22 protein-coding genes are annotated in these 23,849 nt (G+C 72.7%); 7 read left to right on the top strand and 15 right to left on the bottom strand.

Annotation, left to right across the window (positions count from 1 at the left end):
- Nucleotides 1-82 precede the first annotated feature (82 nt).
- A complete protein-coding gene (locus AB0B41_RS06675; protein ID WP_358199994.1) occupies nucleotides 83-712 on the bottom strand; it encodes a hemolysin III family protein in 630 nt (209 codons plus the stop codon).
- A 179-nt stretch (nucleotides 713-891) separates the two neighbouring features.
- Between AB0B41_RS06675 and AB0B41_RS06680 the strand changes: the two genes are divergently transcribed.
- Entirely contained in the window at nucleotides 892-1,659 is a 768-nt protein-coding gene (locus AB0B41_RS06680; protein ID WP_358199750.1) for an isoprenyl transferase, read from the top strand.
- Between the two features lie 104 nt (nucleotides 1,660-1,763).
- Here AB0B41_RS06680 and AB0B41_RS06685 read toward each other — a convergent pair whose 3' ends face one another.
- From AB0B41_RS06685 to AB0B41_RS06695, 3 genes are all read right to left on the bottom strand, one after another.
- Entirely contained in the window at nucleotides 1,764-2,108 is a 345-nt protein-coding gene (locus AB0B41_RS06685) for a hypothetical protein (protein WP_358199752.1), read from the bottom strand.
- Nucleotides 2,109-2,371: 263 nt separating this feature from the next.
- Nucleotides 2,372-2,719 carry a hypothetical protein gene (locus tag AB0B41_RS06690; protein WP_358199754.1) on the bottom strand — a complete coding sequence of 116 codons (348 nt, stop codon included), beginning with the start codon at nucleotides 2,717-2,719 and terminating at the stop codon, nucleotides 2,372-2,374.
- 271 nt (nucleotides 2,720-2,990) lie between these two features.
- Nucleotides 2,991-3,377 carry a hypothetical protein gene (locus AB0B41_RS06695; RefSeq protein WP_358199756.1) on the bottom strand — a complete coding sequence of 129 codons (387 nt, stop codon included), beginning with the start codon at nucleotides 3,375-3,377 and terminating at the stop codon, nucleotides 2,991-2,993.
- Nucleotides 3,378-3,704: 327 nt separating this feature from the next.
- Here AB0B41_RS06695 and AB0B41_RS06700 point away from each other — a divergent pair, with 327 nt between their 5' ends.
- Nucleotides 3,705-4,964 (top strand): DUF885 domain-containing protein, encoded by a 1,260-nt coding sequence (locus tag AB0B41_RS06700; RefSeq protein WP_358199758.1) that lies wholly within the window; start codon nucleotides 3,705-3,707, stop codon nucleotides 4,962-4,964.
- 338 nt (nucleotides 4,965-5,302) lie between these two features.
- Complete coding sequence (locus AB0B41_RS06705; protein WP_358199997.1) at nucleotides 5,303-6,586, top strand: PhoH family protein; 1,284 nt, start codon at nucleotides 5,303-5,305, stop codon at nucleotides 6,584-6,586.
- A gap of 39 nt (nucleotides 6,587-6,625) precedes the next feature.
- Here the strand turns inward: AB0B41_RS06705 and AB0B41_RS06710 are convergent, their stop codons facing one another.
- The 11 genes from AB0B41_RS06710 to AB0B41_RS06760 form a co-directional block, all read right to left on the bottom strand.
- The gene (locus tag AB0B41_RS06710) at nucleotides 6,626-7,609 is read right to left on the bottom strand and encodes a hypothetical protein (protein ID WP_358199761.1); all 984 of its coding nucleotides are present in this window, start codon (nucleotides 7,607-7,609) and stop codon (nucleotides 6,626-6,628) included.
- Nucleotides 7,610-7,730: 121 nt separating this feature from the next.
- Nucleotides 7,731-9,170: a GuaB1 family IMP dehydrogenase-related protein gene (locus tag AB0B41_RS06715; RefSeq protein WP_358199763.1), complete on the bottom strand. Its 1,440-nt coding sequence runs from the start codon at nucleotides 9,168-9,170 to the stop codon at nucleotides 7,731-7,733.
- A gap of 121 nt (nucleotides 9,171-9,291) precedes the next feature.
- The gene (locus tag AB0B41_RS06720; protein ID WP_358199765.1) at nucleotides 9,292-10,731 is read right to left on the bottom strand and encodes an FAD-binding oxidoreductase; all 1,440 of its coding nucleotides are present in this window, start codon (nucleotides 10,729-10,731) and stop codon (nucleotides 9,292-9,294) included.
- Nucleotides 10,732-10,917: 186 nt separating this feature from the next.
- Nucleotides 10,918-12,459 carry an ATP-dependent DNA ligase gene (locus AB0B41_RS06725; RefSeq protein WP_358199767.1) on the bottom strand — a complete coding sequence of 514 codons (1,542 nt, stop codon included), beginning with the start codon at nucleotides 12,457-12,459 and terminating at the stop codon, nucleotides 10,918-10,920.
- A 35-nt stretch (nucleotides 12,460-12,494) separates the two neighbouring features.
- Complete coding sequence (locus tag AB0B41_RS06730; protein WP_358199769.1) at nucleotides 12,495-13,013, bottom strand: DinB family protein; 519 nt, start codon at nucleotides 13,011-13,013, stop codon at nucleotides 12,495-12,497.
- 118 nt (nucleotides 13,014-13,131) lie between these two features.
- Nucleotides 13,132-14,643 (bottom strand): cation acetate symporter, encoded by a 1,512-nt coding sequence (locus tag AB0B41_RS06735; RefSeq protein WP_358199771.1) that lies wholly within the window; start codon nucleotides 14,641-14,643, stop codon nucleotides 13,132-13,134.
- On the bottom strand, nucleotides 14,640-15,032 hold the full coding sequence (locus tag AB0B41_RS06740; protein ID WP_358199773.1) for a DUF485 domain-containing protein: 393 nt from the start codon (nucleotides 15,030-15,032) through the stop codon (nucleotides 14,640-14,642). The genes AB0B41_RS06735 and AB0B41_RS06740 overlap by 4 nt, the downstream gene beginning before the upstream one ends.
- Before the next feature lie 160 nt (nucleotides 15,033-15,192).
- On the bottom strand, nucleotides 15,193-16,710 hold the full coding sequence (locus AB0B41_RS06745; protein WP_358199775.1) for an AMP-binding protein: 1,518 nt from the start codon (nucleotides 16,708-16,710) through the stop codon (nucleotides 15,193-15,195).
- Nucleotides 16,711-16,712: 2 nt separating this feature from the next.
- Nucleotides 16,713-17,633: an amidohydrolase family protein gene (locus tag AB0B41_RS06750; protein ID WP_358199777.1), complete on the bottom strand. Its 921-nt coding sequence runs from the start codon at nucleotides 17,631-17,633 to the stop codon at nucleotides 16,713-16,715.
- Entirely contained in the window at nucleotides 17,634-18,443 is an 810-nt protein-coding gene (locus tag AB0B41_RS06755; protein ID WP_358199780.1) for an enoyl-CoA hydratase/isomerase family protein, read from the bottom strand.
- Nucleotides 18,440-19,675 (bottom strand): CoA transferase, encoded by a 1,236-nt coding sequence (locus AB0B41_RS06760; RefSeq protein WP_358199782.1) that lies wholly within the window; start codon nucleotides 19,673-19,675, stop codon nucleotides 18,440-18,442. The genes AB0B41_RS06755 and AB0B41_RS06760 overlap by 4 nt, the downstream gene beginning before the upstream one ends.
- Before the next feature lie 129 nt (nucleotides 19,676-19,804).
- Between AB0B41_RS06760 and AB0B41_RS06765 the strand changes: the two genes are divergently transcribed.
- The 4 genes from AB0B41_RS06765 to AB0B41_RS06780 are packed head-to-tail and all read left to right on the top strand — an operon-like array spanning nucleotide 19,805 to nucleotide 23,839.
- On the top strand, nucleotides 19,805-20,473 hold the full coding sequence (locus AB0B41_RS06765) for a TetR family transcriptional regulator (protein ID WP_358199784.1): 669 nt from the start codon (nucleotides 19,805-19,807) through the stop codon (nucleotides 20,471-20,473).
- Nucleotides 20,470-21,822 carry a phosphotransferase family protein gene (locus AB0B41_RS06770; protein ID WP_358199786.1) on the top strand — a complete coding sequence of 451 codons (1,353 nt, stop codon included), beginning with the start codon at nucleotides 20,470-20,472 and terminating at the stop codon, nucleotides 21,820-21,822. Before AB0B41_RS06765 ends, AB0B41_RS06770 begins: the two co-directional genes overlap by 4 nt.
- Nucleotides 21,823-21,858: 36 nt before the next feature.
- The gene (locus AB0B41_RS06775) at nucleotides 21,859-22,824 is read left to right on the top strand and encodes an NADPH:quinone oxidoreductase family protein (protein ID WP_358199788.1); all 966 of its coding nucleotides are present in this window, start codon (nucleotides 21,859-21,861) and stop codon (nucleotides 22,822-22,824) included.
- Between the two features lie 43 nt (nucleotides 22,825-22,867).
- Nucleotides 22,868-23,839 (top strand): YafY family protein, encoded by a 972-nt coding sequence (locus AB0B41_RS06780; RefSeq protein WP_358199790.1) that lies wholly within the window; start codon nucleotides 22,868-22,870, stop codon nucleotides 23,837-23,839.
- The last annotated feature ends 10 nt before the right edge of the window (nucleotides 23,840-23,849 follow it).

The raw sequence follows: 23,849 nt of genomic DNA on the forward strand, positions 1-23,849 counted from the left end.
TTCTTTTTTTTTTTTGTTTTTCTTATAAATCTCTTATAAGCTTTCTTTTGCTGTCTCTACCTCAGTTCCAAACAACCCCCACTCACGAGGGGAAGAGCGCGAACCAGATCGCGATCTGGTGGCAGATCGCGGCCAGCACCGTGGCCGCGTGGAAGAACTCGTGGTAGCCGAAGGTCCTCGGCCACGGGTTGGGCCAGTGCACGGCGTAGAACACCGCGCCGGCGGTGTAGAGCGCGCCGCCGACCAGCAGCAGGACCAGGGCGGTCACGCCGGCGTTGTGCAGCAGGTCGGGCAGCACGAACACCGCGACCCAGCCGAGCGCGAGGTAGATGGGCACCGCGAGCCACTTCGGCGCGTGCGGCCAGCACATCTTGAGGACCACGCCCGCCAGGGCGCCGCCCCACACCACGCCCAGCACGATCCGCCCGGTCGCCGGGGCCATCGCCAGCATCGCGACCGGCGTGTACGTGCCCGCGATGAACACGAAGATCATCGAGTGGTCGAGCCGACGCATGATCAGCCGGCTGCGCGGCGTCGACCACGTGCGGCGGTGGTAGAGCGCGCTCACGCCGAACAGGCCGAGGATCGTCATGCTGTAGACCGAGGTCGCCAGCGCGGCGGCCCCGCCCACGAGCGACGCGGCGACGGCGATCAGCGTGGCGCACGCCGCGACCGACGTGACGAACGACCAGAAGTGCAGCCAGCCGCGCATCCGCGGCTTGACGAAGGGGAGGTCCGACGGCGGCTGGAGGGTCCCGGCGGTCACCTGCCCGAGGGTACGGGATCTCCACGCGCGCCCGGGTTGCCGGCCGGTGGCGCGTCGGTGAAGCGCGCGCCGGGCGACGGCCTTCGGGCGCAGGTGGTCCCGGACCGCGGCGTAGGCTCCGCCCCGTGGGTGTCCGTGACCTCCTCTATTCGACCTACGAGGCGAGGCTCGCCCGGCGGCTGGTCGGTGCGGAGCGCCCCCGGCACGTGGCGCTGATCCTCGACGGCAACCGGCGGTGGGCGCGCGACGCCGGGCTCGAGGACGTCAACGACGGCCATCGGGTCGGCGCGGCGAAGATCTCCGACCTGCTCGGCTGGTGCGGCGACGCCGGCGTCGAGGTCGTCACGCTGTTCCTGCTGTCCACGGACAACCTCTCCCGCCCGGCCGACGAGCTCGAGCCGCTGCTGGAGATCATCGCCGACGTCGTCGACGAGCTGAGCGGCCCGAGCGCCCCGTGGCGGCTCCGGGTCGTCGGCGCGCTGGAGCTGCTCCCGCAGTGGATCGCGCAGCGGCTGACGGCGGCCGCCGCGCGCACCACCGACCGGCCGGGCCTGGAGCTCAACGTGGCAGTCGGGTACGGGGGGCGGCAGGAGATCGCCGACGCCGTGCGCAAGCTGCTGCTGCAGCACGCCGAGGCCGGCTCGTCGATCGAGGAGCTGGCCGAGGTGCTCGACGTCGACCACATCGCCGCGCACCTCTACACGTCCGGCCAGCCCGATCCCGACCTCGTGATCCGCACGTCGGGGGAGCAGCGGCTCTCCGGTTTCCTGCTGTGGCAGAGCGCGCATTCGGAATTTCATTTCTGCGAGGCCTACTGGCCCGAGTTCCGTCGTGTCGATTTCCTCCGGGCGTTGCGTGAGTACGCGGCCCGGCACCGCCGGTTCGGCGGCTGACGAGCGGACTCCGCCCGGCAGCGCGGGCGGGCCACGGAAAAGGGCCCGAGAACGCGAAACGGCGCCGATCCCGAAGAATCGACGCCGTTCGGCGTAGGCAGGTCTCAGTCGACCGAGTCGCCCGCGCTCGACTCGAGGCCGCAGACGCGGTCGTTGTCGGTCTTCACCTTGCTGTCGGCGTCGGCCTTGCCCAGGATGCCCAGGGCGCCGGTCGCGGTGCCGGTGATGTCCTTGAGGTTGGCCTGGCCGGCGATCAGGCCGACGTTCACCGGAACGTCGTTGTTGCAGGCCTGGATCGGCACGTTGGCGTTGTTGCCGGAGACGTTGATCAGGCCCTTGCCCGACTTGTCGATGCCGGTCTCGTGCGACTCGTGGGCGAACGCGAGCGGGCTGATGGCGACGACGGACGCGGCCGAGGCGGCGGCGACCAGGGCGACCTTCTTCAGCATTGTTCTTCTCCTGTGTGTGTACGGGCCCGGGGAAGGCCCGGACTGACGAGTCGGTGTCCGACCGGGGAGCCCGCACCGACTACCGAGGACGCTATCCGAGAAGGCCGGGAATTGTGAAACCCATACCACGATCGTGTCTGATCGCGTTTCTTCAGGCGGTTATTCCCTCGATCGGATGATCTTCTCCGGGCGCCGTTGTCCGAAATGGCGGAAGCCCGGCCCGTGAACGGGCCGGGCTTCCGGATGAAGCGCTGTGGAAAGCGTCAGCTCACCGAGTCGCCGGCGGCGGCGTCGAGCCCGCACACGCGGTCGTTGTCGGTCTTGACCTTGCTGTCGGCGTCGGCCTTGCCGAACAGGCCGAGAGCGCCGGTGGCGGTGCCGACGATGTCCTTGGCGTTGCCCTGGACACCGGCCAGCAGGCCGACGTTCACCGGGACGTCGTTGTTGCAGGCCTGGACCGGCACGTTGGCGTTGTTGCCGGAGACGTTGATCAGGCCCTTGCCCGACTTGTCGATGCCGGTCTCGTGCGAGTCGCTGGCGAACGCGAGCGGGCTGACGGCGACGACGGACGCGGCCGAGGCGGCGGCGACCAGGGCGACCTTCTTCAGCATTCTTCTTCTCCTGTATGGGTTCGGGCCCGGGGAAGGCCCGGACTGACGAGTCGATGCTCGAACGGGGAGCCCGCACCGACTACCGAGGACGCTATCCGAGAGATTCACCAATTGCGAAACGCCTACCACTATCGTGTCGGAAGGTGTTTCCGCAGAAAGTTACCTCGCTCGATCGGATGAGTTGTGGAGCACCTGTGCGCGGTGTCCGGAAAAGCGCGACGCCGGCCCGGGGAAACCGGACCGGCGTCGGCGGTGCTGCGCTGACGGGACGTCAGCTGACCGAGTCGCCCGAGGCGGAGGTCAGGCCGCACACATCGTCGTTGTCGGTCTTGACCTTGCTGTCGGCGTCGGCCTTGCCGAACAGGCCGAGGGCGCCGGTCAGCGCGCCGGTGATGTCCTTGGCGTTGCCCTGCAGGGCGAGCGCGCCGACGTTCACCGGGACGTCGTTGTTGCAGACCTGGATCGGGACGTTCACGTTGTTGCCCGACACGTTCAGCAGGCCCTTGCCCGACTTGTCGATGCCGGTGACCGACGAGCCGTGGTGGCCCTTGTCGCCCTTGTCGTGGTCGTGGCCCTTGTCACCGGCGAAGGCGAGCGGGCTGACCGCGACGAGAGAGGCAGCGACGCCGGTCGCGACGATTCCAGCCTTCTTCAGCACAGTTTCTCTCCTGTAGGTCTGCGGAACCGGCGAGCCGGCACCTTTCAGGTCAGCGTCCGACCGGGGAGCCCGCGCTGACTGCTCCGAAAGCTATCCGCAGTCGCGCGTATACAACAAATCTCGTACCACCATCGTGTGAGCTACGAACGGTGCGTTTGGTTACTCCCCGGATAGGTGGAATTCGACGCCGCCCCGAATCGACTTTCCGGCCGTTTCCGCGGACAGTGGGTAGCCGACCCACTCGTTCGGGAACGTTGTCTTCCCGATCGTGTACGGGGCGCCGGACGGGCGTCCGCCGGGTAGCGTCCGGGTGATGCGGAGAGTGCCGTGAGAGCGGACGCGGTCGCGCGCCAGGTCGCGTTGCTGGCGCTGCGGCTGGACCGCCTCGCGCCGGGCACCGTGGAGGCCTTCGACGGCGACCCCGCGCTGCGCCGGCACGTCCGCTCCGAGCCCGCTCCCGCGCCGTCGGATCTCGTCCGCGAGGCCGCCCGCCTGCGGCGTGCGGTCCCGTACGTCGGCCTCCCGGCGGTGCGGGAGTCGTTCCTCGACGGCGAGCTGGGCGCCCTCGAGCGCACCGCACGGACCCTCGCAGGCGAGCATGTGCCGCTGCGCACCGAGATCCGGGAGACCTACGGCGTCGACGTCGCCCCCGGCGACCCGGAGGGGTACCGGGCGGCGCACCGGGCCGTCGACGCGCTGCTGCCCGGGCCGGGGCCGCTCGCCGACCGGCTGGCCGCGCACCGCGTGCGGGACGAGCTCCCGCGCGAGCGTCGGGGCGCGGCGATCCGTGCCCTGGTTGCGGCGGTGCGCGAGCGGGCCGCCGCGGTCCTCGACCTGCCGAGGGGTGAGGACGTCGAGATCGAGCTCGTCGAGGGCAGGCCGTGGAGCGGCTTCACCCGCTACCTCGGCGGCGGCCGCTCGCTCGCCCGGTTCAGTGCCGATGCCCCGCAGCGGGCGGGGCAGCTCGTCAGGCTCGTCGCGCACGAGACCTACCCGGGGCACCACGTCGAGCACCTGCAGCGGGTCGCCGCGGCGCGCTCCGAACCCGAGCGGGCGCTGAGCCTCACCCGCAGCCCGCGCGCCCTCGTCGTCGAGGGGGTGGCGGACCTCGGGCTCGACGCCGTCGTCGGACCGGGGTGGGGGCCGTGGGCGGCCGACGTGCTGGCCGACGTGGGGGTGGTCACGGACGGTGAGCTGGCCGAGGCGCTGGAGGAGGCGATGCTGCCGCTGCAGCACGTCCGGCTCGACGCGGCGCTCCTGGTCGACCGGGTGGGGGCGACGGCGGCCCGTGACCACCTGCGCCGGTGGCTCCTGCTCGACGACGCCCGTGCGGACCGCGCGCTCCGGTTCCTCACCGACCCCCGGTGGCGGGCCTACACGGTTACCTACGTGGTCGGATACCCCTTGGTGCGTGCCTGGTGGGCGGGTGAACCCGCGCGGTTCCGCCGGGCGCTCGACCGGCCCGTCACGCCCGGGGTGCTGGCCTCACCGGGTGCGCAGGACTGGTCCGGACGGTCGGCGGCCGACCGGGGCGTACACGCGACGGACGGTGTCGATCATGCGATGAGTGGTCGGCCGTTCTGTTAATTCTCGGGATCGGTCACGGACGCGACACGATCTCACCCTTGACCGCATGAGGGTGACCGCTAGTAGCGTCAGCGGTGGCGGTGCGTACCGATCGCACCGTCCGGGGAGGCCCTGGACGTGGTGTTGCGAAGCACCCGAGAGGGCCGGCACCCGGCCCTTGCGGGCGTGCGGGCGGCGTCGCAGACGTGGTTCGTGCAACCGCACCGGGGTCGGCCGGCCCACCGGAACTGTGGGCGTGGTGCCGCGCCCGCGAGGGAGCACCCGTGACCGAACGTCGTACGGCCCCGGTTCAGGAGAGCGGCTCCGACGTCCCCGCGGACGTCACGCCCCGCTGCTACGTGCTCGACACCTCGGTTCTCCTCTCCGACCCGTGGTCGCTGACCCGGTTCGACGAGCACCAGGTCGTCCTCCCGCTCGTGGTCATCTCCGAACTCGAGGGCAAGCGGCACCACCCGGAACTCGGGTGGTTCGCGCGGGCGGCCTTGCGGCAGCTCGACGACATGCGGATCAAGCACGGCCGGCTCGACGCGCCCGTCCCGATCGGGGACGCCGGCGGCACGCTCCACGTCGAGCTGAACCACAGCGACCAGTCGGTGCTGCCGAGCGGCTTCCGCACGGACAGCAACGACAGCCGGATCCTCGCCTGCGCGCTCAACCTGCAGGCGGAGTACGGGCCCGGGCGGCAGGTCGTGCTGGTCACCAAGGACATGCCGTTGCGCGTCAAGGCCGCAGCCGTCGGGCTCCCCGCCGACGAGTACCACGGTCAGGACGTCGTCCCCTCCGGCTGGACCGGGATGGCGGACGTCGAGGTCGCCCCGGAGGAGATCGACACGCTGTTCCGGGACGGCGTGCTGGACCACGCCGAGGCGGGCGAGCTGCCCTGCCACACCGGCATCCGGCTGCTCGGCGGCACGTCGTCGGCGCTGGGCCGGGTCACGGCCGACAAGCAGATCAAGCTCGTCCGCGGCGACCGCGAGGCCTTCGGGCTGCACGGGCGCTCCGCGGAGCAGCGGGTCGCGCTCGACCTCCTGCTCGACCCGGAGGTCGGCATCGTCTCCCTCGGCGGCCGGGCCGGCACGGGCAAGTCGGCGCTCGCGCTGCTCGCCGGCCTCGAGGCCGTCATGGAGCGCCAGCAGCACCGCAAGATCGTGGTGTTCCGGCCGCTCTACGCCGTCGGCGGGCAGGAGCTCGGGTACCTGCCCGGCAGCGAGGCGGAGAAGATGGGCCCCTGGGCCCAGGCGGTGTTCGACACCCTCGGCGCGTTGGTCAGCCAGAACGTGCTCGACGAGGTGATCGCCCGCGGGATGCTGGAGGTCCTGCCGCTCACCCACATCCGCGGCCGGTCGCTGCACGACACCTTCGTGATCGTCGACGAGGCGCAGTCGCTGGAGCGCAACGTGCTCCTGACCGTGCTCTCCCGGCTCGGCACCGCCTCCCGCGTGGTCCTCACCCACGACGTCGCGCAGCGCGACAACCTCCGGGTCGGCCGCCACGACGGCATCGCCGCGGTGATCGAGAAGCTGAAGGGCCACCCCCTCTTTGCCCACGTCACCCTCACCCGCTCCGAGCGCAGCCCCATCGCCGCCCTCGTGACGGAGATGCTGGAGGGCCCCGGCAACTGACCCGTGAGTGGCGATGGTCGCTATAGCGACTATCGCCACTCACGAGCAGGTCGGACAGGTCGTCGCGGCGCCTCGCCAACCCAGTCGGCGGAGCACCGCGGCGACCTCCCGCGCGGCCGCGCAAGGATCGGCGGAGAGGTCGCGCCAGCCGTAGACCAATCGGGCCCGTCCGGCGAGTTCGGCGGCGTTGTCCCGGCGCCGGTCCCGGAACGCCACACCGTCGATCAGGTGCGTGCGGCCGTCGAGCCGCACGGTGAGTGCTGCGCCGACCGCGTCGTACACGACGTCCTCGTACAACTCCGTGCCGTCCACCTGGACCGGGCTCTGCCGGCGGCCCGACGGAAGACCGTGAGCGCGCTCGACGTCGGAGACGTACAACTCCTCGAGTGCCGACTGGACGCCCTCCCGCACCATCCGGATCGCCTCCCGGAGTGCCCTGCGGTGCCGTCGCGGCAGCCGTTCGCTCATCCGCCGCTCGACGGCGGCAGGGGTGACGCGGCCGGTCGTCAGCATCGCGACGAGGGCGCGACGGGCGGCGTCCGGGTCCGGCTCGGCCACGGCGACGTCGATCGCGGTGTCCGCCCGGCTCGTCCGCGGTGGATCCGTCGCCACGAGGATGTGCCGGTGCGCCCGCGAACGGTGGACCGTGACCAACGGTGGCTGTGACACCGCTGAACTCGTGTACGGGACGGTGATGTGGACCGGCCGGTCCTCCGACCGCACGAGTCCCCAGAGCTCGGCGGCGGTGCGATGGCTGAGGACCGCCGCGGGACCGCCGTACAGGAGAGCGGCGCTCGTCCGCGCCTGCGGGGACAGCGAACCGGTGAAGAGCGCATAGACCCGCGGAAGCACCCGTTGCCAGCGGCCGGCATCGAGATGGGCGACGACGGCGCTCCACGTCACCCCGAACTCGCGGAGCTGGTCGAGGCCTGCCACCCCGTGCTGCTGACTGAGCAGCCGGTGCCACTCGGCCAGCCTCGACGGTTCCACCACCCGGTCCACGGTCTTCCGCGACGGCGTCATGGGCCAACGATGCGCCGCTCCGGTGCTCGCGAACCGACGAGCGCTCCGTCTGTGGACAGTCATCCACCTCTGTGGACAACTCGTCGTGAGTGGCCGTAGTCGCTATAGCGACTATCGCCACTCACAGGCCGTGGGGGGTGCCTTCGGTGAAGCCTGCGGCGGTCTGGATGCCCACCACCGCGCGTTCGTGCAGCTCGGCGAGGGAGCGGGCGCCGGCGTAGGTGCAGGCGGAGCGGACGCCGGAGCAGATGCCGTCGAGCACGTCCTCGACGCCGGGGCGGCCGGGGTCGAGGAGCTGCTTCGAGCTGGAGATGCCCTCCTCGAACAGGCCCTTGCGCGCCCGGTCGAAGTCGCCGTCGGCGCGGGTCCGCGCGCTCACCGCACGCTTCGACGCCATGCCGAACGACTCCTTGTACGCGCGGCCGGACTCGTCGCGCAGCAGGTCGCCGGGGGACTCGTACGTGCCGGCGAGCCAGGAGCCGATCATCACCGAGGCGGCGCCGGCGGCGAGGGCGAGGGCGACGTCCCGCGGGAAGCGCACGCCGCCGTCGGCCCAGATCGCCACGCCGTGCTCGCGGCCGGCCGCGGCGCACTCCAGCACCGACGAGAACTGCGGGCGCCCGACGCCGGTCATCATCCGCGTGGTGCACATGGCGCCCGGCCCGACCCCGACCTTGATCACGTCGGCGCCGGCCTCGGCGAGGTCGCGCACGCCCTCGGCCGTGACGACGTTGCCCGCCGCGATCGGGACCGACAGCCCGGAGTCGCGGACCACGGCCCGGACCGCCTTCAGGGCCTCGATCATCTTGTCCTGGTGGCCGTGCGCGGTGTCGACGACGAGGACGTCCACCCCGGCGTCGAGCAGCGCCTTGGCCTTGGTCGGGACGTCGCCGTTGATGCCGATCGCCGCCGCCGTGCGCAGCCGGCCGTGGCTGTCGAGGGTCGGCGTGTAGATGCCGGCCCGGATCGCGCCGAGCGCGGTGAGCAGGCCGGCGAGGCGGCCGTCGTCGTCGAGGCCGAGGGCGACGCCGCGCCCGCCGAGCGTCTCGAAGATCTCCCGGGGCGCGGTGCCGAGCGGGAGCATGACCGGCGACCCGTCGAGGACGTCGGCGAGCCGGGTGAAGCGGTCGACGCCCGAACACGCGGCCTCGTCGACCGTGCCGACCGGCCGGCCGCCGTCGTCGACCACGACTACGGTGCCGTGCGCGCGCTTCGGCAGCAGGTTGAGCGTGTCGGCCACCGCGTCGCCGGTGCGCAGCACGAGCGGGGTGTCCCACACGGGGTGCCGCGACTTGATCCACGCGACGATCTCGGCGACCGCCTCGGGTGCGACGTCCTGCGGCAGGACGGTCAGCGCCCCGCGGCGGGCCAGCGTCTCGGCCATCCGGCGGCCCGCGACCGCGGTCATGTTCGCCGCGACGACCGGGACCGTCGCACCCGTGCCGTCCGCGGTGGTCAGGTCGACGTCGAAGCGGGAGGCGACGGAGGACCGCCCGGGGACGAGGAAGACGTCGTCGTAGGTGAGGTCCGAGGTGGGCCGGTGCCCGTCGATGAAGCGCACGGAGAGCCAAGGGTAGCGGGGAGATCGGCCGTGCGCCGCCGGAGCGGGAGAGATGTGTGCGGCAGATCGCAGACCGGTCCCGCGAGTCGGGAGTCCCGACTCGCGGGTTGCCGGTGCCGAGTCAGCCCGGGGTGGGGGCGATGTTGTTGTTGAGCTGGAAGAAGTTGTCCGGGTCGACAGCGGCCTTGATCCGGCCAAGGCGGCGCAGGTTGCGGCCGAAGGCGGTGTCGGTGCCGGCCTGGAGGGACTCGTCCTGCCGGCCGGTGAAGTTCAGGAACACCCGGCCGTTGCCGTACTTCGTCATCTCGTCCCAGGCCGACCGGCCCCAGGCGATCGCGGCGTCGTCCTGGCCCGGGTCGGTCCACATGGTGTCGAACGAGACCATGAAGGGCGAGGTCCGCTCCGCGAACGCGGTCGCCTCCGGATCGACGGCGTGCACGGCGCCCCCGAGGTGGAAGGTGTTCACGAGCGTGAGCGGAGCGGGCCGGTCCTGCGCCCGGCGGGCCAGGGCGTCGATCGCGTCGTCCGTGAGCTCGTCGAGGTACTGGGACTTCCAGTAGGCCCGGAGTCCGCCGCGCGGGAAGAAGGGGTCGAACGAGGACTGGACGGCGGTGTACGGCATGGGCTGGGACAGGTCGAACAGGGGAGTGCCGAGCTCGCGCAGCGGCTGCAGCACCTGCATTCCCTGCTCCGGGTCGGGCCCGCAGTGCACCGCGGCGACGATCGCGACGGGCCGGTCGTGGATGACCTCGGGCATGCCGGGCGCAGCCGGGAACGTCATCGTCACGATGAAGGTCGTGACCTCGTCCGGCGCCGCGGTGGCGTACTCCCGCCAGCCGCGCTCGATCGCACCGAGGTCCTCCAGCGGGTACATCACGCCGGCGAACGCGACGATCGGGCCGACCGGGTGCAGCCGGAACGTGAAGGAGGTGACGACGCCGAAGTTGCCGCCCCCGCCGCGGATCGCCCAGAACAGGTCCGGGTCGTCGGTCTCCGAGGCGGTCCGCACGCTGCCGTCGGCGCACACGACCTGCGCCTCGACCAGGTTGTCGCACGACAGCCCGTACTTCGCGTTGAGGTGCCCGTAGCCGCCGCCCAGCGTCAGCCCGGCCACCCCGGTCTCCGACACGCGCCCCAGCGGGGTCGCCAGGCCGAACGCCTGGGTCTCGCGGTCCACGTCGCCCAGCACGGCCCCGCCCTGTACCCGGGCGAGCCTGCGCTCCGGGTCGACCAGCACCCCACGCATGGCCGACAGATCGATCAGCAGGCCGTCGGGGATGCTCGAGAGACCGGCGACGGAGTGGCCGCCGCCGCGGACCCCGACCAGGAGGCCGCGCGAGCGGGCGAAGCGCACCGCTTCGACCACGTCGGCGGTCCCGGTGCACCGCGCCGTCAGTCCCGCCCGGTCGGGGTACATCGCGTTCCATTCCTGGCACGGCTCGGGCGTACCGGCGTCGCCACCGGGCACCAGGGGCCCGCGCAGGGCCGCGTCCAGTTCGTCGAGGACGTCGTCGGACAGTTGCTCGCGGGAACCGTCGGCCCGGGTCAACGTGACGGTCATGGCGCACCTCTCAACCCGGCCGCCCTCGATGGGCGGTCGTGTGACGTGCCGATCGCGGACACGATCGGGGCATGGGCAGGTACGGCCGTGGACCGGTCAGGCTACCGACGCCGGTGCCCGCACGAAGCGGCCGATCGGCCCGGCCGCGGAGGGGCGTGCTCCTCTGGGGAGCCGTGTCCGGGCGGGTTACAGCAGGGCGCGGATCGCATCGATCGTGTCGGCCTCGGCGGGGGTCTTGTCGGGGCGGTAGCGAAGGACCCGGGCGAAGCGGAGGGCGACGCCGCCGGGGTAGCGGACGCTGCGCTGGGCGCCGTCGAGGGCGATCTCGACGACGAGCTCGGGGCGCATCTCGACCACGTGCCCGTCGTCGTGCACCGCGTGGCCGGGGAACTCCGTGGTCTGCCAGGCGAGCAGCTCGTCCGTCATGCCCTTGAAGGTCTTGCCGACCATGATCGGCGGTCCGCCGTCCGGGTCCCGGGCGCCGAGGTGGATGTTGGACAGCGTGCCGGTGCGGCGGCCGTAGCCCCACTCGGCACCGAGCACCACGAGGTCGAGCGTGTGTACCGGCTTGACCTTCTGCCAGCTCTTCCCGCGCCGTCCGGCCGCGTACGGGGCATCCAGCGCCTTGACGACGACGCCCTCGTGCCCGGCCGACAGCGCCCCGTCGAGGACGTCCGCGGCCTGGTCCGGGGTGGGGCGGCGGATGCCGGGCATGCGCAGCGGCGCCTGGGCCGGGCCGGTGAGGAGGCCGGCGAGCGCGTCGAGCCGGGTGGCGAGCGGCTCGTCGAGCAGGTCCCGGCCGTCGAGGTGCAGGAGGTCGAAGAAGAAGGGGCTGAGCAGCACCTCCGCCCCCTCGTCGCCGGCGCCGTCCGAACCGAAGCGGGACATGGTGTCCTGGAACTTGCGGGGCCGGCCGTCGTCGTCGAGGGCGAGGGTCTCGCCGTCGAGCACCGCGGTGGTGCACGGCAGCTCCCGGACGCGCGCGACCAGCTCGGGCACGCCGTCGGTGACCTCGCGCAGCGTCCGCGTCCACACCCGCACCTCGTCGCCGGAGCGGTGCACCTGGATGCGCGCGCCGTCGAGCTTGTACTCGACGGTGACCTCCTCGCCCAGCGACTCGAGCGCCGCGTCGAGCGACGACCCGGGGCCGGCCAGCATGGGCCGGATCGGCCGCCCGACCTCCAGGCGCACCGCCTCGAGCCCGGCGGCGCCCTCGGACAGGGCGAGCGCGGCGGTCTCCGGGAGCCGGCCGGAGAGCATGAACGCGCGCCGCACCACCGCCGCGGGGACCTCGGCGGCCGCGGCGATCGCGTCGAGCATCACGCCCTCCAGCGCCCCCTGCCGCAGCTCCCCGGTGAGCAGCCGGACGAGGAAGGCCTGTTCCTCCTCGGTCGCCGCGCCGAACAGCGACTCCAGCAGCTCGCGACGGCGCCGCGCGGACCCCGCCCCGGAGGTGCCGGCCAGCTCGGTGAGGAGCTCGTCGACCTGGGCGACGGCGAGCGTGGGTTCCGCGGCGGGGGCACCGGCCAGGCCCGAGAGGGTGCGCCAGCCGGTGCCGATCCGCCCCTGCCGGGGTTCGCCCGCGAGCCAGGCCGTGGCCGGCGCGACCTCCTCCGGCGCGGCCAGGTTCAGCAGCGCGGCCAGCGCCGCCGACTTCTCCTTGCGGGAGCGGGTGGCGCCGACCGCGGCCGAGGTCCGGACGACGTGGTGGAGCAGCACGGTCCGCATTGAAGCAGTGCCCACCGACAGTCGCGCGCCGATCGTCAACCCATCGTCTTCTGGCCGTCGATCGTCTCGCGCAGGATGTCCGCGTGCCCGGCGTGCTGGGCCGTCTCGGCGATGACGTGGGTGAGGACGCGACGCGCCGACCACGCCTCCTCGGTGAACCAGGGCGCCTCGGGCAGCGGGTGGGAGAGGTCGAGCGAGGGCAGCGCGGCGACCACGGCCTCGGTCCGCTCCGCGATCCGCTCGTACTCGGCGAGCAGGCCCTCCAGGGTCTCGCCGGGGAGCATCCGGAAGCTGTTCGCGTGCTCGGCGAACGCCTCCTCGGTGAACTCCATCGCGGAGGTCCCCTCCAGCACGAAGGTGATCCAGTTCCGCTCGCCGTACGCGACGTGCTTGATCAGCCCGCCGAGGCACAGCTCGCTCGCGGTGGGCGTCAGCGCCGCCTGCTCGTCGGTGAGGCCCTGGACGGTGTGGCGGAACAGGAACCGGTGCTGGGCGAGCGTCGCGAGCAGGTCCGCCTTCTCGCCGGTCAGGGTGGGGATCTCGGTGGTGGTCATGGCGTCCGCCTCTCGTCGGTTCCTGCTGACGAGAACGACACTACGGAGCACTCCGGTCAGATCCTGTCCTCAATTCCGGGCCCGGTCGACGTTTCTCGGCCGGACCCGGAACCGCAGCTCAGACGACTGCGCGACCGGTCATCGCCTGGACGTGCATCTCGTCGTAGGGCGCCTCGACGTCCCGGCGCGGCCTGCTCAGCACGGTGCCGAGCACACAGCCGAGGAAGCCGATCGGCACGGACACGAGCGTGGGGTAGGACAGCGGGTAGAGCGCCGCGGTCCCCATCACGCCCGGCCCGACGAGGACCAGGACGACCGAGCTGACCAGGCCGGCCACGACTCCGACGATCACGCCGGTGGTGTTCAGCCGCCGCCAGAACAGCAACAGCACGAGCACCGGGACGTTGGCGCTGGCCGCGACCACCACCGCCATCAGTGCCAGCAGCGCGATGTTGGTGTTCTGCGCGCCGAGCGCGAGCACGATCGACACCGCGGCGATGGCGACGGCGGCGATGCGGCCCGCCTTGACCTGCTCGGCGTCGGACGCCTTGCCCTTGCGGATCAGCGAGCTGTAGATGTCGTGCGCCACCGCGCCCGAGCCCGCGATGACCAGGCCGGCGACGACCGCGAGGATCGTCGCGAACGCCACGGCGGAGATCAGCGCGAACAGCACCGGCCCGCCGAGCGTCTCGGCCAGCTGCGGGGCGGCCAGGTTCCCGGCCTTGTTCGCCGCGGCCACCTGCGCCTGCCCGACGATCGCCGCCGCGCCGTAGCCGATGAACGGCATGGCGAGGAACGCCAGCCCGAGGATCCACAGGGCGACGCTCATCGACTTCCGGGCCACCTTCGCGTCGGGCACGGTGAAGAACCGGATCAGGATGTGCGGCAGGGCCGCGGTGCCGAGCACCTGGGCGATCGCGACGGACAGCAGGTCCAGCCCGGGGACGAACCCGCTCGCGCGGGCGAACAGGTCGGTCGGCGAGGCCTCCGAGACCGCCTGGAACAGCGCCATCGGGTTCCAGCCGAACCGCGCGAGCACCAGCACCACCAGCACGGCGAGCGCGGTGAGCAGCATGACGGCCTTGACGATCTGGATCCACGTCGTGGCGAGCATGCCGCCGACGGTGATGTAGACGGCCATCAGCACGCCGACGACGATCACCGCCACCCAGTACGGCACGTCGATCAGCAGGCTGATGAGCACGCCGGCGCCGACCAGCTGCGCGATCATGTAGAAGACCGTGACCACCAGCGTGTTCACCGCCATCACCGCGCGCACGCCCTTCGACCGGAAGCGGCTCGAGAGGACGTCGGCGATCGTGTAGCGGCCCAGGTTGCGCAGCGGTTCGGCCACGAGCAGCAGGACCAGCAGGAAGGCGACGAGACCGCCCGCGACCAGGTAGAAGCCGTAGACGCCCTGCAGCGCGAGGATGCCGGCCACACCGAGGAAGGTCGAGGCGGAGAGCAGGTCGCCGCAGATCGCGAGGCCGTTCTGCCAGCCGGTGATCTGCCCGCCCGCGACGTAGTGCGAGCCCGCGTCGCGGTTGCGGCGGCCGGCCCATGCCGTGATGGCCAGCGTCAGCAGGATGACCGCGACGAAGATCGCGATCGTGATCGGGTCGGCGCTCACCGGTGCAGGCCCTTCTCGGCGGTGGGGGCGGTGGTACGGGTCTCGACGCCGGACTCGGCGATCGCCCGGTCGGCCAGCTCGTCCCACCGCACGGCCCGGCGGGTGTAGAGCCCGCAGAGCAGCCAGACGAGCGGGAAGATCAGGGCCGTGAGGACGAAGGTCCAGCTCAGCTGACCCACGGCCTTGCCGTTGAGCACCGGGGTGAACCCGGAGAGCACGATGACGAGCAGGTAGGCGCCGAAGCTGAGGGCGGCCGCGGGGACGGCGAAGCGGTTCCGGCTGCGGACGAGCCGGGCGAAGGCCGGCGTCGCGGCGACGGCGGCGGCGCGGGGCAACGCGGTGCCCGGCGCGTCGGGAGCCGGGGGTGCCGGCTCGGCGGGGTCGGTCATGGGTGCCTCTCCTGGTTCGTCGTAGGGGTCGTGCGGGACGGTCGTGCCGAACGTCGAGCGGTGCCGCTGCACCACACCGGCGACCGGTGGGGAGGGCACGGTGCGGACCTGCCCGGGACCGGGCAGGTGATCGCGGCGGACGTCCCGGCTCGCGGGTGGGTCAGTTCCCGAACCGCTCCCGGAGCACGTGCTTCTGGATCTTGCCGACCGCGGTGCGGGGGAACTCGTCGACGAAGTGGACCTGCTTGGGGGTGTTGTAGCCCGCGAGGCGCGCCTTCACGAACGCGGTGAGCTCGGCGGCCAGCGCCTCCGAGGGATCGCCCGCCGGCACGACGACCGCGACCACCTGCTCCTCGTAGACCGGGTCCGGCAGGCCGATCACCGCCGCGTCGGCGACGCCGGGGTGCTTGGCCAGGCAGTCCTCGACCTCCTTCGACCACACGTTCTGGCCGCCGGAGCGGATCATGTCCTTCTTGCGGTCGACGATGGTGAGGAACCCGTCGGCGTCGGCGACGGCGATGTCGCCGGTGTGCAGCCGGTCGCCGGCCAGCGCGATCTTCGAGGCCTCCTCGTTGCGCCAGTACCCGCTCATCCGGGGGCCCCGGACGCAGATCTCGCCGGGCTCGCCGGGCGGGACCTCGTTGCCGTCGTCGTCGAGGAGGGCGACGTCGACGCCGGGCATGGCGCGGCCGATCGAACCCCAGCGGTCGAAGACGTCCTCCGGCGGGCACCAGGTGACGAACGGCCCGCCCTCCGTGAGCCCGTAGGTGTGCGCGAACTGCACCTTGCCCTCGCGGGCGCCGAACGCGTCGGCGGTGCGGTCCATGATCCCGCTGGGGTCGTAGGCGCCGTAGTAGAGCAGCCGCACCGACGAGGTGTCGGTGTCCGGGAAGCGCGGGTGGGTGATCAGCGCGTGCAGCATCGTCGGCACGCCCAGGATCACCGAGACCCGGTGCCGCGGGAGCAGGTCCAGCACCACGTCGGGATCGAACTCCCGCAGCAGGATCACCGTCGCGCCCACGAGCAGGAACGGCTTCATGTGGTCCCAGTTGCCCACGTGGAAGGGCGGGAAGTAGTTCATGAAGACGTCGCGGTCGTTGGCCCGCAGCGTCGCCGCCATCGCCAGCCCGTCGTCGACGGTCCGGCGGTGGGAGAGCATGGCCCCCTTGGGTTTCCCGGTGGTCCCCGAGGTGTAGAGGATCATGTGCGGGTCGCGCTCGTCGACCGTCACGGGCGGCACGTCGACCGCGGCGGCGCTGAATGCCTCCCAGTCGGCGCGGTCGCCCTCCGGGCCCGGGATCCGCAGCACCGGCAGCTGCGGGTGCGCGGTGCGGGCCTCCTGCGACACCTCGTCGTACTGCGCCTCGACGAACCAGAGCGCGGGCTCCGAGTCGCCGATCGTGTACGCGTGCTCGGCGCCGCGGTGCCAGAAGTTGAGCGGCACGAGGATCGCACCGAGCGAGGCGGTCGCGAAGTAGAGCTGGACGTACTCGAGGCTGTTCTTCGCCAGCACCGCCACCCGGTCGCCGTAGCCGATCCCGCGGGCCGTGAGCGCCCCGGCGGTCTCCTCGACGAGCTCCTGGAGGGCGGCGTAGGTGATCTCGCGCCCGTCGACGACGAGCGCCACGGAGCCGCCGCGGGCCCGCGCGTTGTTCCGGATGATGTCCGAGACCAGCACGACTACACCCTCCCGAGGAGGCGCAGGGCGTTGCCGCCCAGCCACTTGTCCATGACGTCGTCCTTCAGGGGGAGCGCGCGGACCTCGGCGACGAGGTCGGCGGGCGGGACGCCGAGCAGCGTCCAGGTGGAGGCGAAGAGGACCTTGTCGGCGAGCTGCCGGTTCCCGAACTGCAACAACGACTCCCAGCCCGAGTTCGGCCGCGTGAAGGTCCGCGGACGGTGCGCCGACAGGTCGACGTACACGTTCTCGTGCCGCCAGGTCACCATCATCATGTCCTCGACCCACGGCCACGCCGCGTGCAGCGCGACGAGCTTGAGGTCGGGGAAGGCCGTCGCGACGGCGTCGATGTACCGCGGATGGCCCACGTCGTAGGCGGCGTCGAGCGACCAGTTGATCCCGGTGTGCAGCAGGACCGGCACGCCGAGGGCCTCGCAGCGGCCGTAGACCCGGGCCATCCGCGGGTCGTCCGGCAGCAGCTGCTGCTTGAACGGGGACAGCACGACGCCGGAGAGCCCCAGCTCGACGGCTTCGTCGACGGTGCGGGCCGCGTCGATCTCCCACGGGTCCACGCCGCCGAACCCGACCACCTTGTCGGAGTGCCGCTTGACGAAGTCCGCGACCACGCCGTTGTCGGCGGTGGGCACGCCCAGCCGGGAGCCGAAGGACTCGGTGTAGACGCCGGCGAGCGCGATGCCGCCGTCGGCGAGCATCCGGAGGAAGTCCTCCTCGGAGGGCACCCGCTCCCGGGCGGCCTCCCGGGCCGCCTGCCAGCGCTCGGTGACCTCGGCGTGCGTGCGGGCGGGCTTGAGGGTGCCGCCGAAGTGCTCCGCGTAGCCCCGCAGCCGGCCGTGCGTGACGGCCTCGGAGAGGGTGAACGCGTCCTCGTCGGGCACGGCGCCCGCCAGGAAGTCGACGATCATCTACTCGCCCTTCAGGATCTCGTCGGTCGACGCGGGACGCTGCGCGGTGAACCGGGGCCGGCGGCCCTCGAGCGCCGCCGCCGCGCCCTCGGCGTAGTCCGGCCCGCGGAAGGTGGCGAACGCCGCGGCCTGCTCCTCGGCGTCGTAGGCGCGGCTGGGTCCGTCGCCGGCCAGGCCGTAGCAGCGGTGGATGCCCAGCTTGGTGAGCGGCAGGGCGTAGGCGGAGTACGCGGCGTACCGCTGCGTCGCCTTCTCGACCTCGGCGGCGAGGTCGTCCGCCACCGTGGTGACCAGGCCCAGCTCGAGCGCCTCCGCGGCGGGCACCAGCCGGCCGCCGTAGATCAGCTCCTTGGCCTTGCCGATGCCGACGTAGGCGGTGAGCCGCTGGGCCGGGGAGACGAAGCCGACCTTCATCTCCGGCAGCCCGATCCGGACGTCCGGCGTGCAGATCCGGAAGTCGCAGGCCAGCGCGAGCTCGGTCGCGTTCCCGACGCACGGCCCCGCGAGCGCCGCGACGGTGATCAGCGGCAGGTCCTCCACCTCGGCGAACAGCGTGTACTCGGTGGCGATGTAGTGCTTGTAGGCGTCGTCGTCGAGCGACCCGAGGTAGCCCAGGTCGGCGCCGCCGGAGAAGACGGTGTCCTTGCCGGTGAGCACCAGGACGCGGACGGCGCGGTCCGCCGCGACCTCGGCCACCTTCTCCCGCAGCGCCTCCAGCGTGTCGACGGTGAAGACGTTCATCGGGTGGTCGCTCGCGAACCTGAGGGTCGCGATCGTGCCGTCGGCGTTCCGGTCGAGCGTGACGTTCATCGGGCTCCTTTCCCTGTGTCGTGGGGGCCGTGGACGGCCCCGTCGTCGAAGAGGGCCGTGACCGCCGCGTCGTCGAGGCCGAGCACGTCGGCGAGGACCTCGGCGGTGTCGGCGGCGATCGGCCCGGCGGGTCGCCCCGGACGGACCTCGGACCCGGAGAAGCGGTACGGCGCGGTCTGCAGGAGGACCTCGCCGTGCCCCGGCTGCCGGACGGGGCTGAGCGTGCCGCGGGCGACGAGGTGCGGGTCGGCGAGGTTCTCCCGCACGCTCCGCACCCGAGCCGCGGAGAGCCCGTGCGCGACGAGGTGCTCGACGAGCGCGTCGGCCGTCGGCCAGGTGGCCGCCCAGGCCTCGATGCGGTCGTAGAGTGGTCCCGGGTTCCCGACGCGCTGGGCGACGGTGCCGTAGTCCTCCTGCAGCTCCGGCGCGTCCATCGCCTTCACCAGCCGCGCGAAGAAGACGTCGCCGCTCATGCCGTAGGCGAGGTGCGTGCCGTCGGCACAGGTGGCGACGCCCGACGGCACGCTCGTGGTGTGCCGGTTGCCGTACTTGCCGCGCACCGCCTCGCCGTCCGTGAAGGCGCCCGCGGCCGGCTGCTGGTCGATCATGGCGAACAGGGCGTCGAACGCGGAGATGTCGACGTGCGTGCCCTCGCCGGTGCGCTGCCGCTGGTGCAGCGCGGCACCGATGCCGGCGAGCGCGTGCACCGCGGAGTTGACGTCGGCGAGCGCCGTGCCGAAGTGCATCGGCGGCCCGCCCTCCTCGCCGGTCAGCGACATCAGCCCGGACCAGGCCTCGGCGACCAGCCCGAAGCCGGACAGGTGCGAGTAGGGGCCCTCGGCGCCGAAGGTCGACAGCGAGCAGAGGATCGTGCGCGGGTCGCGGGCGTGTAGCACCTCCCAGCCGAGGCCGAGCCGGACCAGCACCCCCGGCGCGAAGTTCTCGACCACGACGTCGGCCCAGTCCGCGAGCCGCAGCGCCAGGTCGAGGCCGCGCGGGTCCTTGAGGTCCAGCCCGATCGACCGCTTGCCGGTGTTGTACTGGACGTACGCGCTGGAGACGTGGTCCTCGGGGTCGCCGACGGCCACCGGCAACGCCCGCATCAGGTCGCCGGTGGGCTGCTCGACGCGGATCACGTCGGCGCCCATGTCCGCGAGCATCCGCGTGCAGAACGGCCCGGCGATCACGTGGCTGAGGTCGAAGACCTTCAACCCCGCGTAGGGACCGGCCATGGGGATCGCACCTCCGTCGGTGCCCGGGTCCGGCCTGTCGCCGAACGCTCGTTCAGCGCACGGTAGGACGAGTCACCTGCTACGTCAACAGTGCTTTGAACGCTCGTTCAGAGCGGTTAGGGTGGGGGCATGGTCAGCGCCGAGAAGCCGGCCGCGCCTTCCGGGGCGCGCCGCGGGAGCCCCGGGGAGGGGCTGCCGCCCACCACGCTCGTGCTGCCGGGCGACGAACCCACGGCCGCCGCGCTCATCGCCGCGGCGGTCCAGGTCATGGCCGTCCACGGCTACCACGGGACCTCGGTGCGCGACATCGCCGCGGCCGCGGGGACGAGCCCGGCGATCCTCTACCACCATTTCACCTCGAAGCAGGGCCTGCTGGCGACGATGCTCGACCGCGGGCTGGACGTGCTGATCGCCGCCACCGAGGAGGCGCTCGACCTCGCCGGCGAGGACCCGGCCGACCGGCTGCGGGCCGTCGTCGGCGCGCACGTGCGGGTGCACCTGGAGTCGCAGCGGGAGAGCCTGCTCGGCAACAGCGAGCTGCGGTCCCTCGAGCCGGGGGCGCGGGCGCTGGTGGTGGCGAAGCGCGACGTCCAGCAGCGAATCTTCGACCGGGTGGTGCGCGACGGCGTGCGGCGGGGGGTGTTCGGCGCGGACCAGCCCGAGGACGCGGCGAGGTTCGTGAGCACGGCCTGCACCGCCGTGGCCGCCTGGTACCGGCCGGGTGGGCGGCTCGGGCCCGAGGAGATCGTGGCGCGCTACGAGGAGATCGCGCTCGACGCCGTGAGGCACGGGCGATGACGGCCGTCGTCCCCGACTCCCTGTCCGACGCGCTCGCCCGCGTGGTCGGTGCCCCGGTCACGGACCTGCACCGGTTGTCGGCCGGGGCGAGCCGCGAGACCTGGTCGTTCGACGCCGGGGGGCGCGGCCTGGTCCTGCGCCGCGACCCCCCTGAGGTCCCGGAGCCGGAGGGGATGGCGCGCGAGGCCGAGTGCTTCCGCGCCGCCGCGCGGGCGGGCGTCCCGATCCCGGAGCTGCTGGCCGCGGGCGACGGATCGGACGGCGTCGGCAGCCCGTACCTGCTGATGGAGCGGCTGGCGGGGGAGACCCTGCCGCCCCGGCTGCTGCGCTCCGAGCGGTGGGCGGCGGTCCGGCCGCGGCTCGCGCGGCAGTTCGGCGAGATCCTCGGCCGCATTCACGCGATCGACCCCGCGGAGGTGCCGCGGCTGGAGCACCACACCGACGCGCTCACCCTGCTGCGCGAGAGCCACGCCGCCTTCGGCGAGCCCCGGCCCGCGATGGAGCTGGTGTTCCGCCGGCTGGCCGAGACCCGGCCCGACCCGGTGCCGCCCGCCCTGGTGCACGGCGACTTCCGCAACGGCAACCTGCTCGTCGACGACTCCGGCGTGCGCGCGGTGCTCGACTGGGAGCTCGCGCACGTCGGCGACCCGCGCGAGGACCTCGGCTGGGTGTGCGCCCGGGCCTGGCGGTTCGGCGCGGCCCCCGAGGTCGGCGGCTACGGCTCCCGCGAGGAGCTGTTCGCGGGGTACGAGGCCGCGACCGGCGTACGCCCCGATCCGGAGGTGGTGCGCTGGTGGGAGGTGTTCGCCTGCGCCCGGTGGGCGGTGATCTGCCGGATCCAGGCCGAACGGCACCTCGGCGGGAGCGAGCGGTCGGTGGAGATGGCGGTGCTGGGCAGGCGGATCGCCGAGGCCGAGCACGACGCGCTGCTCGCCCTCGGCCTCACCGAGCCCGCCGTCGTCGCCGACCCGGTGCGCGGTCCTGTCCCGGTCGAGGAACCCGTGGTGCACGACCGGCCGTCCGTCGACGAGCTGCTCGAGGCCGTCACCGGGTTCCTGCGCGAGGAGCTGGTCCCGCCCGACCCGCGCACCGCCTACCTGGCCAAGGTGGCCGCCAACGCCCTCACGATCGCCCGCCGCGAGCTGCGGCTCGGACCGGCGCAGCGGGTGGAGCACCGCGCCCGGCTGCACGCCCTGGGCTGCGCCGACGACGGCGAGCTGGCCGCCCGGATCCGCGACGGCGCCCTGCCCGCCGACGGCCCCGACGTCGTCGCGGCGGTCCGCGCCTCGGTCACCGCGCAGGTCGCGGTGGCCAACCCGCGGTACCTGGCGCCCCCGCACCGGACCTGACATGTTCGACGACGAACGAGACGACAGGAGACATGCATGCGCGCAGCACGGGTGACCCGCACGGACGGGCCGCAGGCGCTGGAGATCGGCGAGGTGCCGGACCCGGTGGCCGGGCCGGGCGAGGTGCTGATCGAGGTCAAGGCGGCCGGGGTCAACTTCCCGGACCTGCTGCTCACGCAGGACAAGTACCAGTACAAGCCGGAGCTGCCCTTCACCCTGGGCGGTGAGCTGGCGGGTGTGGTGCGCGAGGCGCCGGAGGGCTCGGAGTTCTCGCCGGGCGACCGGGTCGCGGCGAGCACGTCGATCGGCGCCTTCGCGGAGCTGGCGACGGCGCCGGTGCTCAGCACCTTCCCGCTGCCGGACAACGTCGGCTTCGCCGCCGGCGCCTGCCTGCCGATGAACTACCTGACGATGACCTTCGCGCTGATCACCCGCGGTCAGCTGCAGAAGGGCGAGACCGTGCTGGTGCACGGCGCCGCCGGCGGCATCGGCACGTCGACCATCCAGCTGTCGAAGGCGCTGGGCGCCCGGGTGATCTCCGTCGTCTCCACGCAGGAGAAGGCGGAGTTCGTGAAGTCGATCGGGTCCGACGAGGCGGTGCTGACGGACGGGTTCAAGGACGCCGTCAAGGAGCTGACCGACGGCGTCGGCGTCGACATGGTCGTCGACCCGGTCGGTGGCGACCGCTTCACCGACTCGTTGCGCTCCCTGGCGCCGCTCGGCCGGCTGCTGGTCATCGGGTTCACCGCGGGCGAGATCCCCACGGTGAAGGTGAACCGGCTGCTGCTCAACAACATCGACGTCCGCGGCGTCGGCTGGGGTGCGTACGCCATGCCGCGCGAGGGCTACACCCGCGCGGAGTGGGACAAGCTGATCCCGTACCTGGAGTCCGGCGTCGTCGACCCGCCGATCGCCGGGACCTACCCGCTGGAGAAGGCGGGCGAGGCCGTCGCCCTGCTGGGCGAGCGGGGTGTGCTGGGCAAGGCGGTCGTCGAGCCGTGAATTGAGGCCGGTATCCGGCCGCAATGGGTCGGATACTGATCGCGTGACCTCACCGAGCTCGCGGACGCTGCGGCTGCTCTCGCTCCTGCAGACCCACCGGTACTGGCCGGGGCCGGAGCTGGCGTCCCGGCTGGAGGTGTCCGTGCGGACCCTGCGCCGGGACGTCGACCGGCTCCGCGAGCTCGGGTACCCGGTCATGGCGACCCGGGGCGTCGACGGCGGCTACCAGCTCGCCGCGGGCGCCGCGCTGCCGCCGCTCGTCGTCGACGACGAGGAGGCGGTGGCGCTGGCCGTCGGCATGCAGGCGGCGACGCAGGGCGCCGTGGCCGGGATCGAGGAGCCTGCGCTGCGCGCGCTCACGAAGGTCGTGCAGGTCATGCCGCCGCGGCTGCGGCGCCGGGTCGACGCGCTGCGCGGGGTCACCGTGCCGAGCACCTGGGGCGGCGCGCCGCGGACCGACGCCCTCGATCCCGAGGCGTTGATCGTGGTGGCCCAGGCCTGCCGGGACTCCGAGCGGATCGCGTTCGGCTACACCGCGCGCGGCGCCGACCGGACGACCCGGCAGGTCGAACCCCATCGGCTCGTGCCGCTCGGCCGGCGCTGGTACCTGGTCGCCTACGACCTGGACCGGCACGACTGGCGCAGCTTCCGGCTCGACCGGCTCGTCGAACCCCGCCGCACCGGCGCCCGGTTCCGCCCGCGCGAGCTGCCGACCGCCGACGCCGCCGACTTCGTCCAGGCCGGCATCCGCAACCGCCCCGCCACCTACACCGTCGAGGCGCTGGTCGAGGCCCCGGCCGAGACGCTGGCGCACCTGGCCCGCTGGGCCACGGTCGAGCCGCTCGGTGCCGACCGCTGCCTGCTCCGGATGGCGACCGACGACCTCGACTGGCCGCTGCTCGCCCTCGGCAGCTGCGGCGCGGAGTTCGAGGTCCGCTCGCCCCCGGAACTGACCGCGAAGCTGTGGGAGTGGGGGGAACGCTTCCTCCGCGCCTCCGGCACCCGTGCGTGGTAAGTGGTGCTCC

Source organism: Pseudonocardia sp. NPDC049154, from assembly GCF_040648315.1.
GTDB lineage: Bacteria > Actinomycetota > Actinomycetes > Mycobacteriales > Pseudonocardiaceae > Pseudonocardia.

Coding starts and splice junctions, on each gene's coding strand:
- AB0B41_RS06675 (WP_358199994.1), bottom strand. CDS start 712: ATGCGCGGCTGGCTGCACTTCTGGTCGTTCGTCACGTCGGTCGCGGCG.
- AB0B41_RS06685 (WP_358199752.1), bottom strand. CDS start 2,108: ATGCTGAAGAAGGTCGCCCTGGTCGCCGCCGCCTCGGCCGCGTCCGTC.
- AB0B41_RS06690 (WP_358199754.1), bottom strand. CDS start 2,719: ATGCTGAAGAAGGTCGCCCTGGTCGCCGCCGCCTCGGCCGCGTCCGTC.
- AB0B41_RS06710 (WP_358199761.1), bottom strand. CDS start 7,609: ATGACGCCGTCGCGGAAGACCGTGGACCGGGTGGTGGAACCGTCGAGG.
- AB0B41_RS06720 (WP_358199765.1), bottom strand. CDS start 10,731: ATGACCGTCACGTTGACCCGGGCCGACGGTTCCCGCGAGCAACTGTCC.
- AB0B41_RS06725 (WP_358199767.1), bottom strand. CDS start 12,459: ATGCGGACCGTGCTGCTCCACCACGTCGTCCGGACCTCGGCCGCGGTC.
- AB0B41_RS06730 (WP_358199769.1), bottom strand. CDS start 13,013: ATGACCACCACCGAGATCCCCACCCTGACCGGCGAGAAGGCGGACCTG.
- AB0B41_RS06740 (WP_358199773.1), bottom strand. CDS start 15,032: ATGACCGACCCCGCCGAGCCGGCACCCCCGGCTCCCGACGCGCCGGGC.
- AB0B41_RS06750 (WP_358199777.1), bottom strand. CDS start 17,633: ATGATCGTCGACTTCCTGGCGGGCGCCGTGCCCGACGAGGACGCGTTC.
- AB0B41_RS06755 (WP_358199780.1), bottom strand. CDS start 18,443: ATGAACGTCACGCTCGACCGGAACGCCGACGGCACGATCGCGACCCTC.
- AB0B41_RS06760 (WP_358199782.1), bottom strand. CDS start 19,675: ATGGCCGGTCCCTACGCGGGGTTGAAGGTCTTCGACCTCAGCCACGTG.
- AB0B41_RS06765 (WP_358199784.1), top strand. CDS start 19,805: ATGGTCAGCGCCGAGAAGCCGGCCGCGCCTTCCGGGGCGCGCCGCGGG.
- AB0B41_RS06770 (WP_358199786.1), top strand. CDS start 20,470: ATGACGGCCGTCGTCCCCGACTCCCTGTCCGACGCGCTCGCCCGCGTG.
- AB0B41_RS06775 (WP_358199788.1), top strand. CDS start 21,859: ATGCGCGCAGCACGGGTGACCCGCACGGACGGGCCGCAGGCGCTGGAG.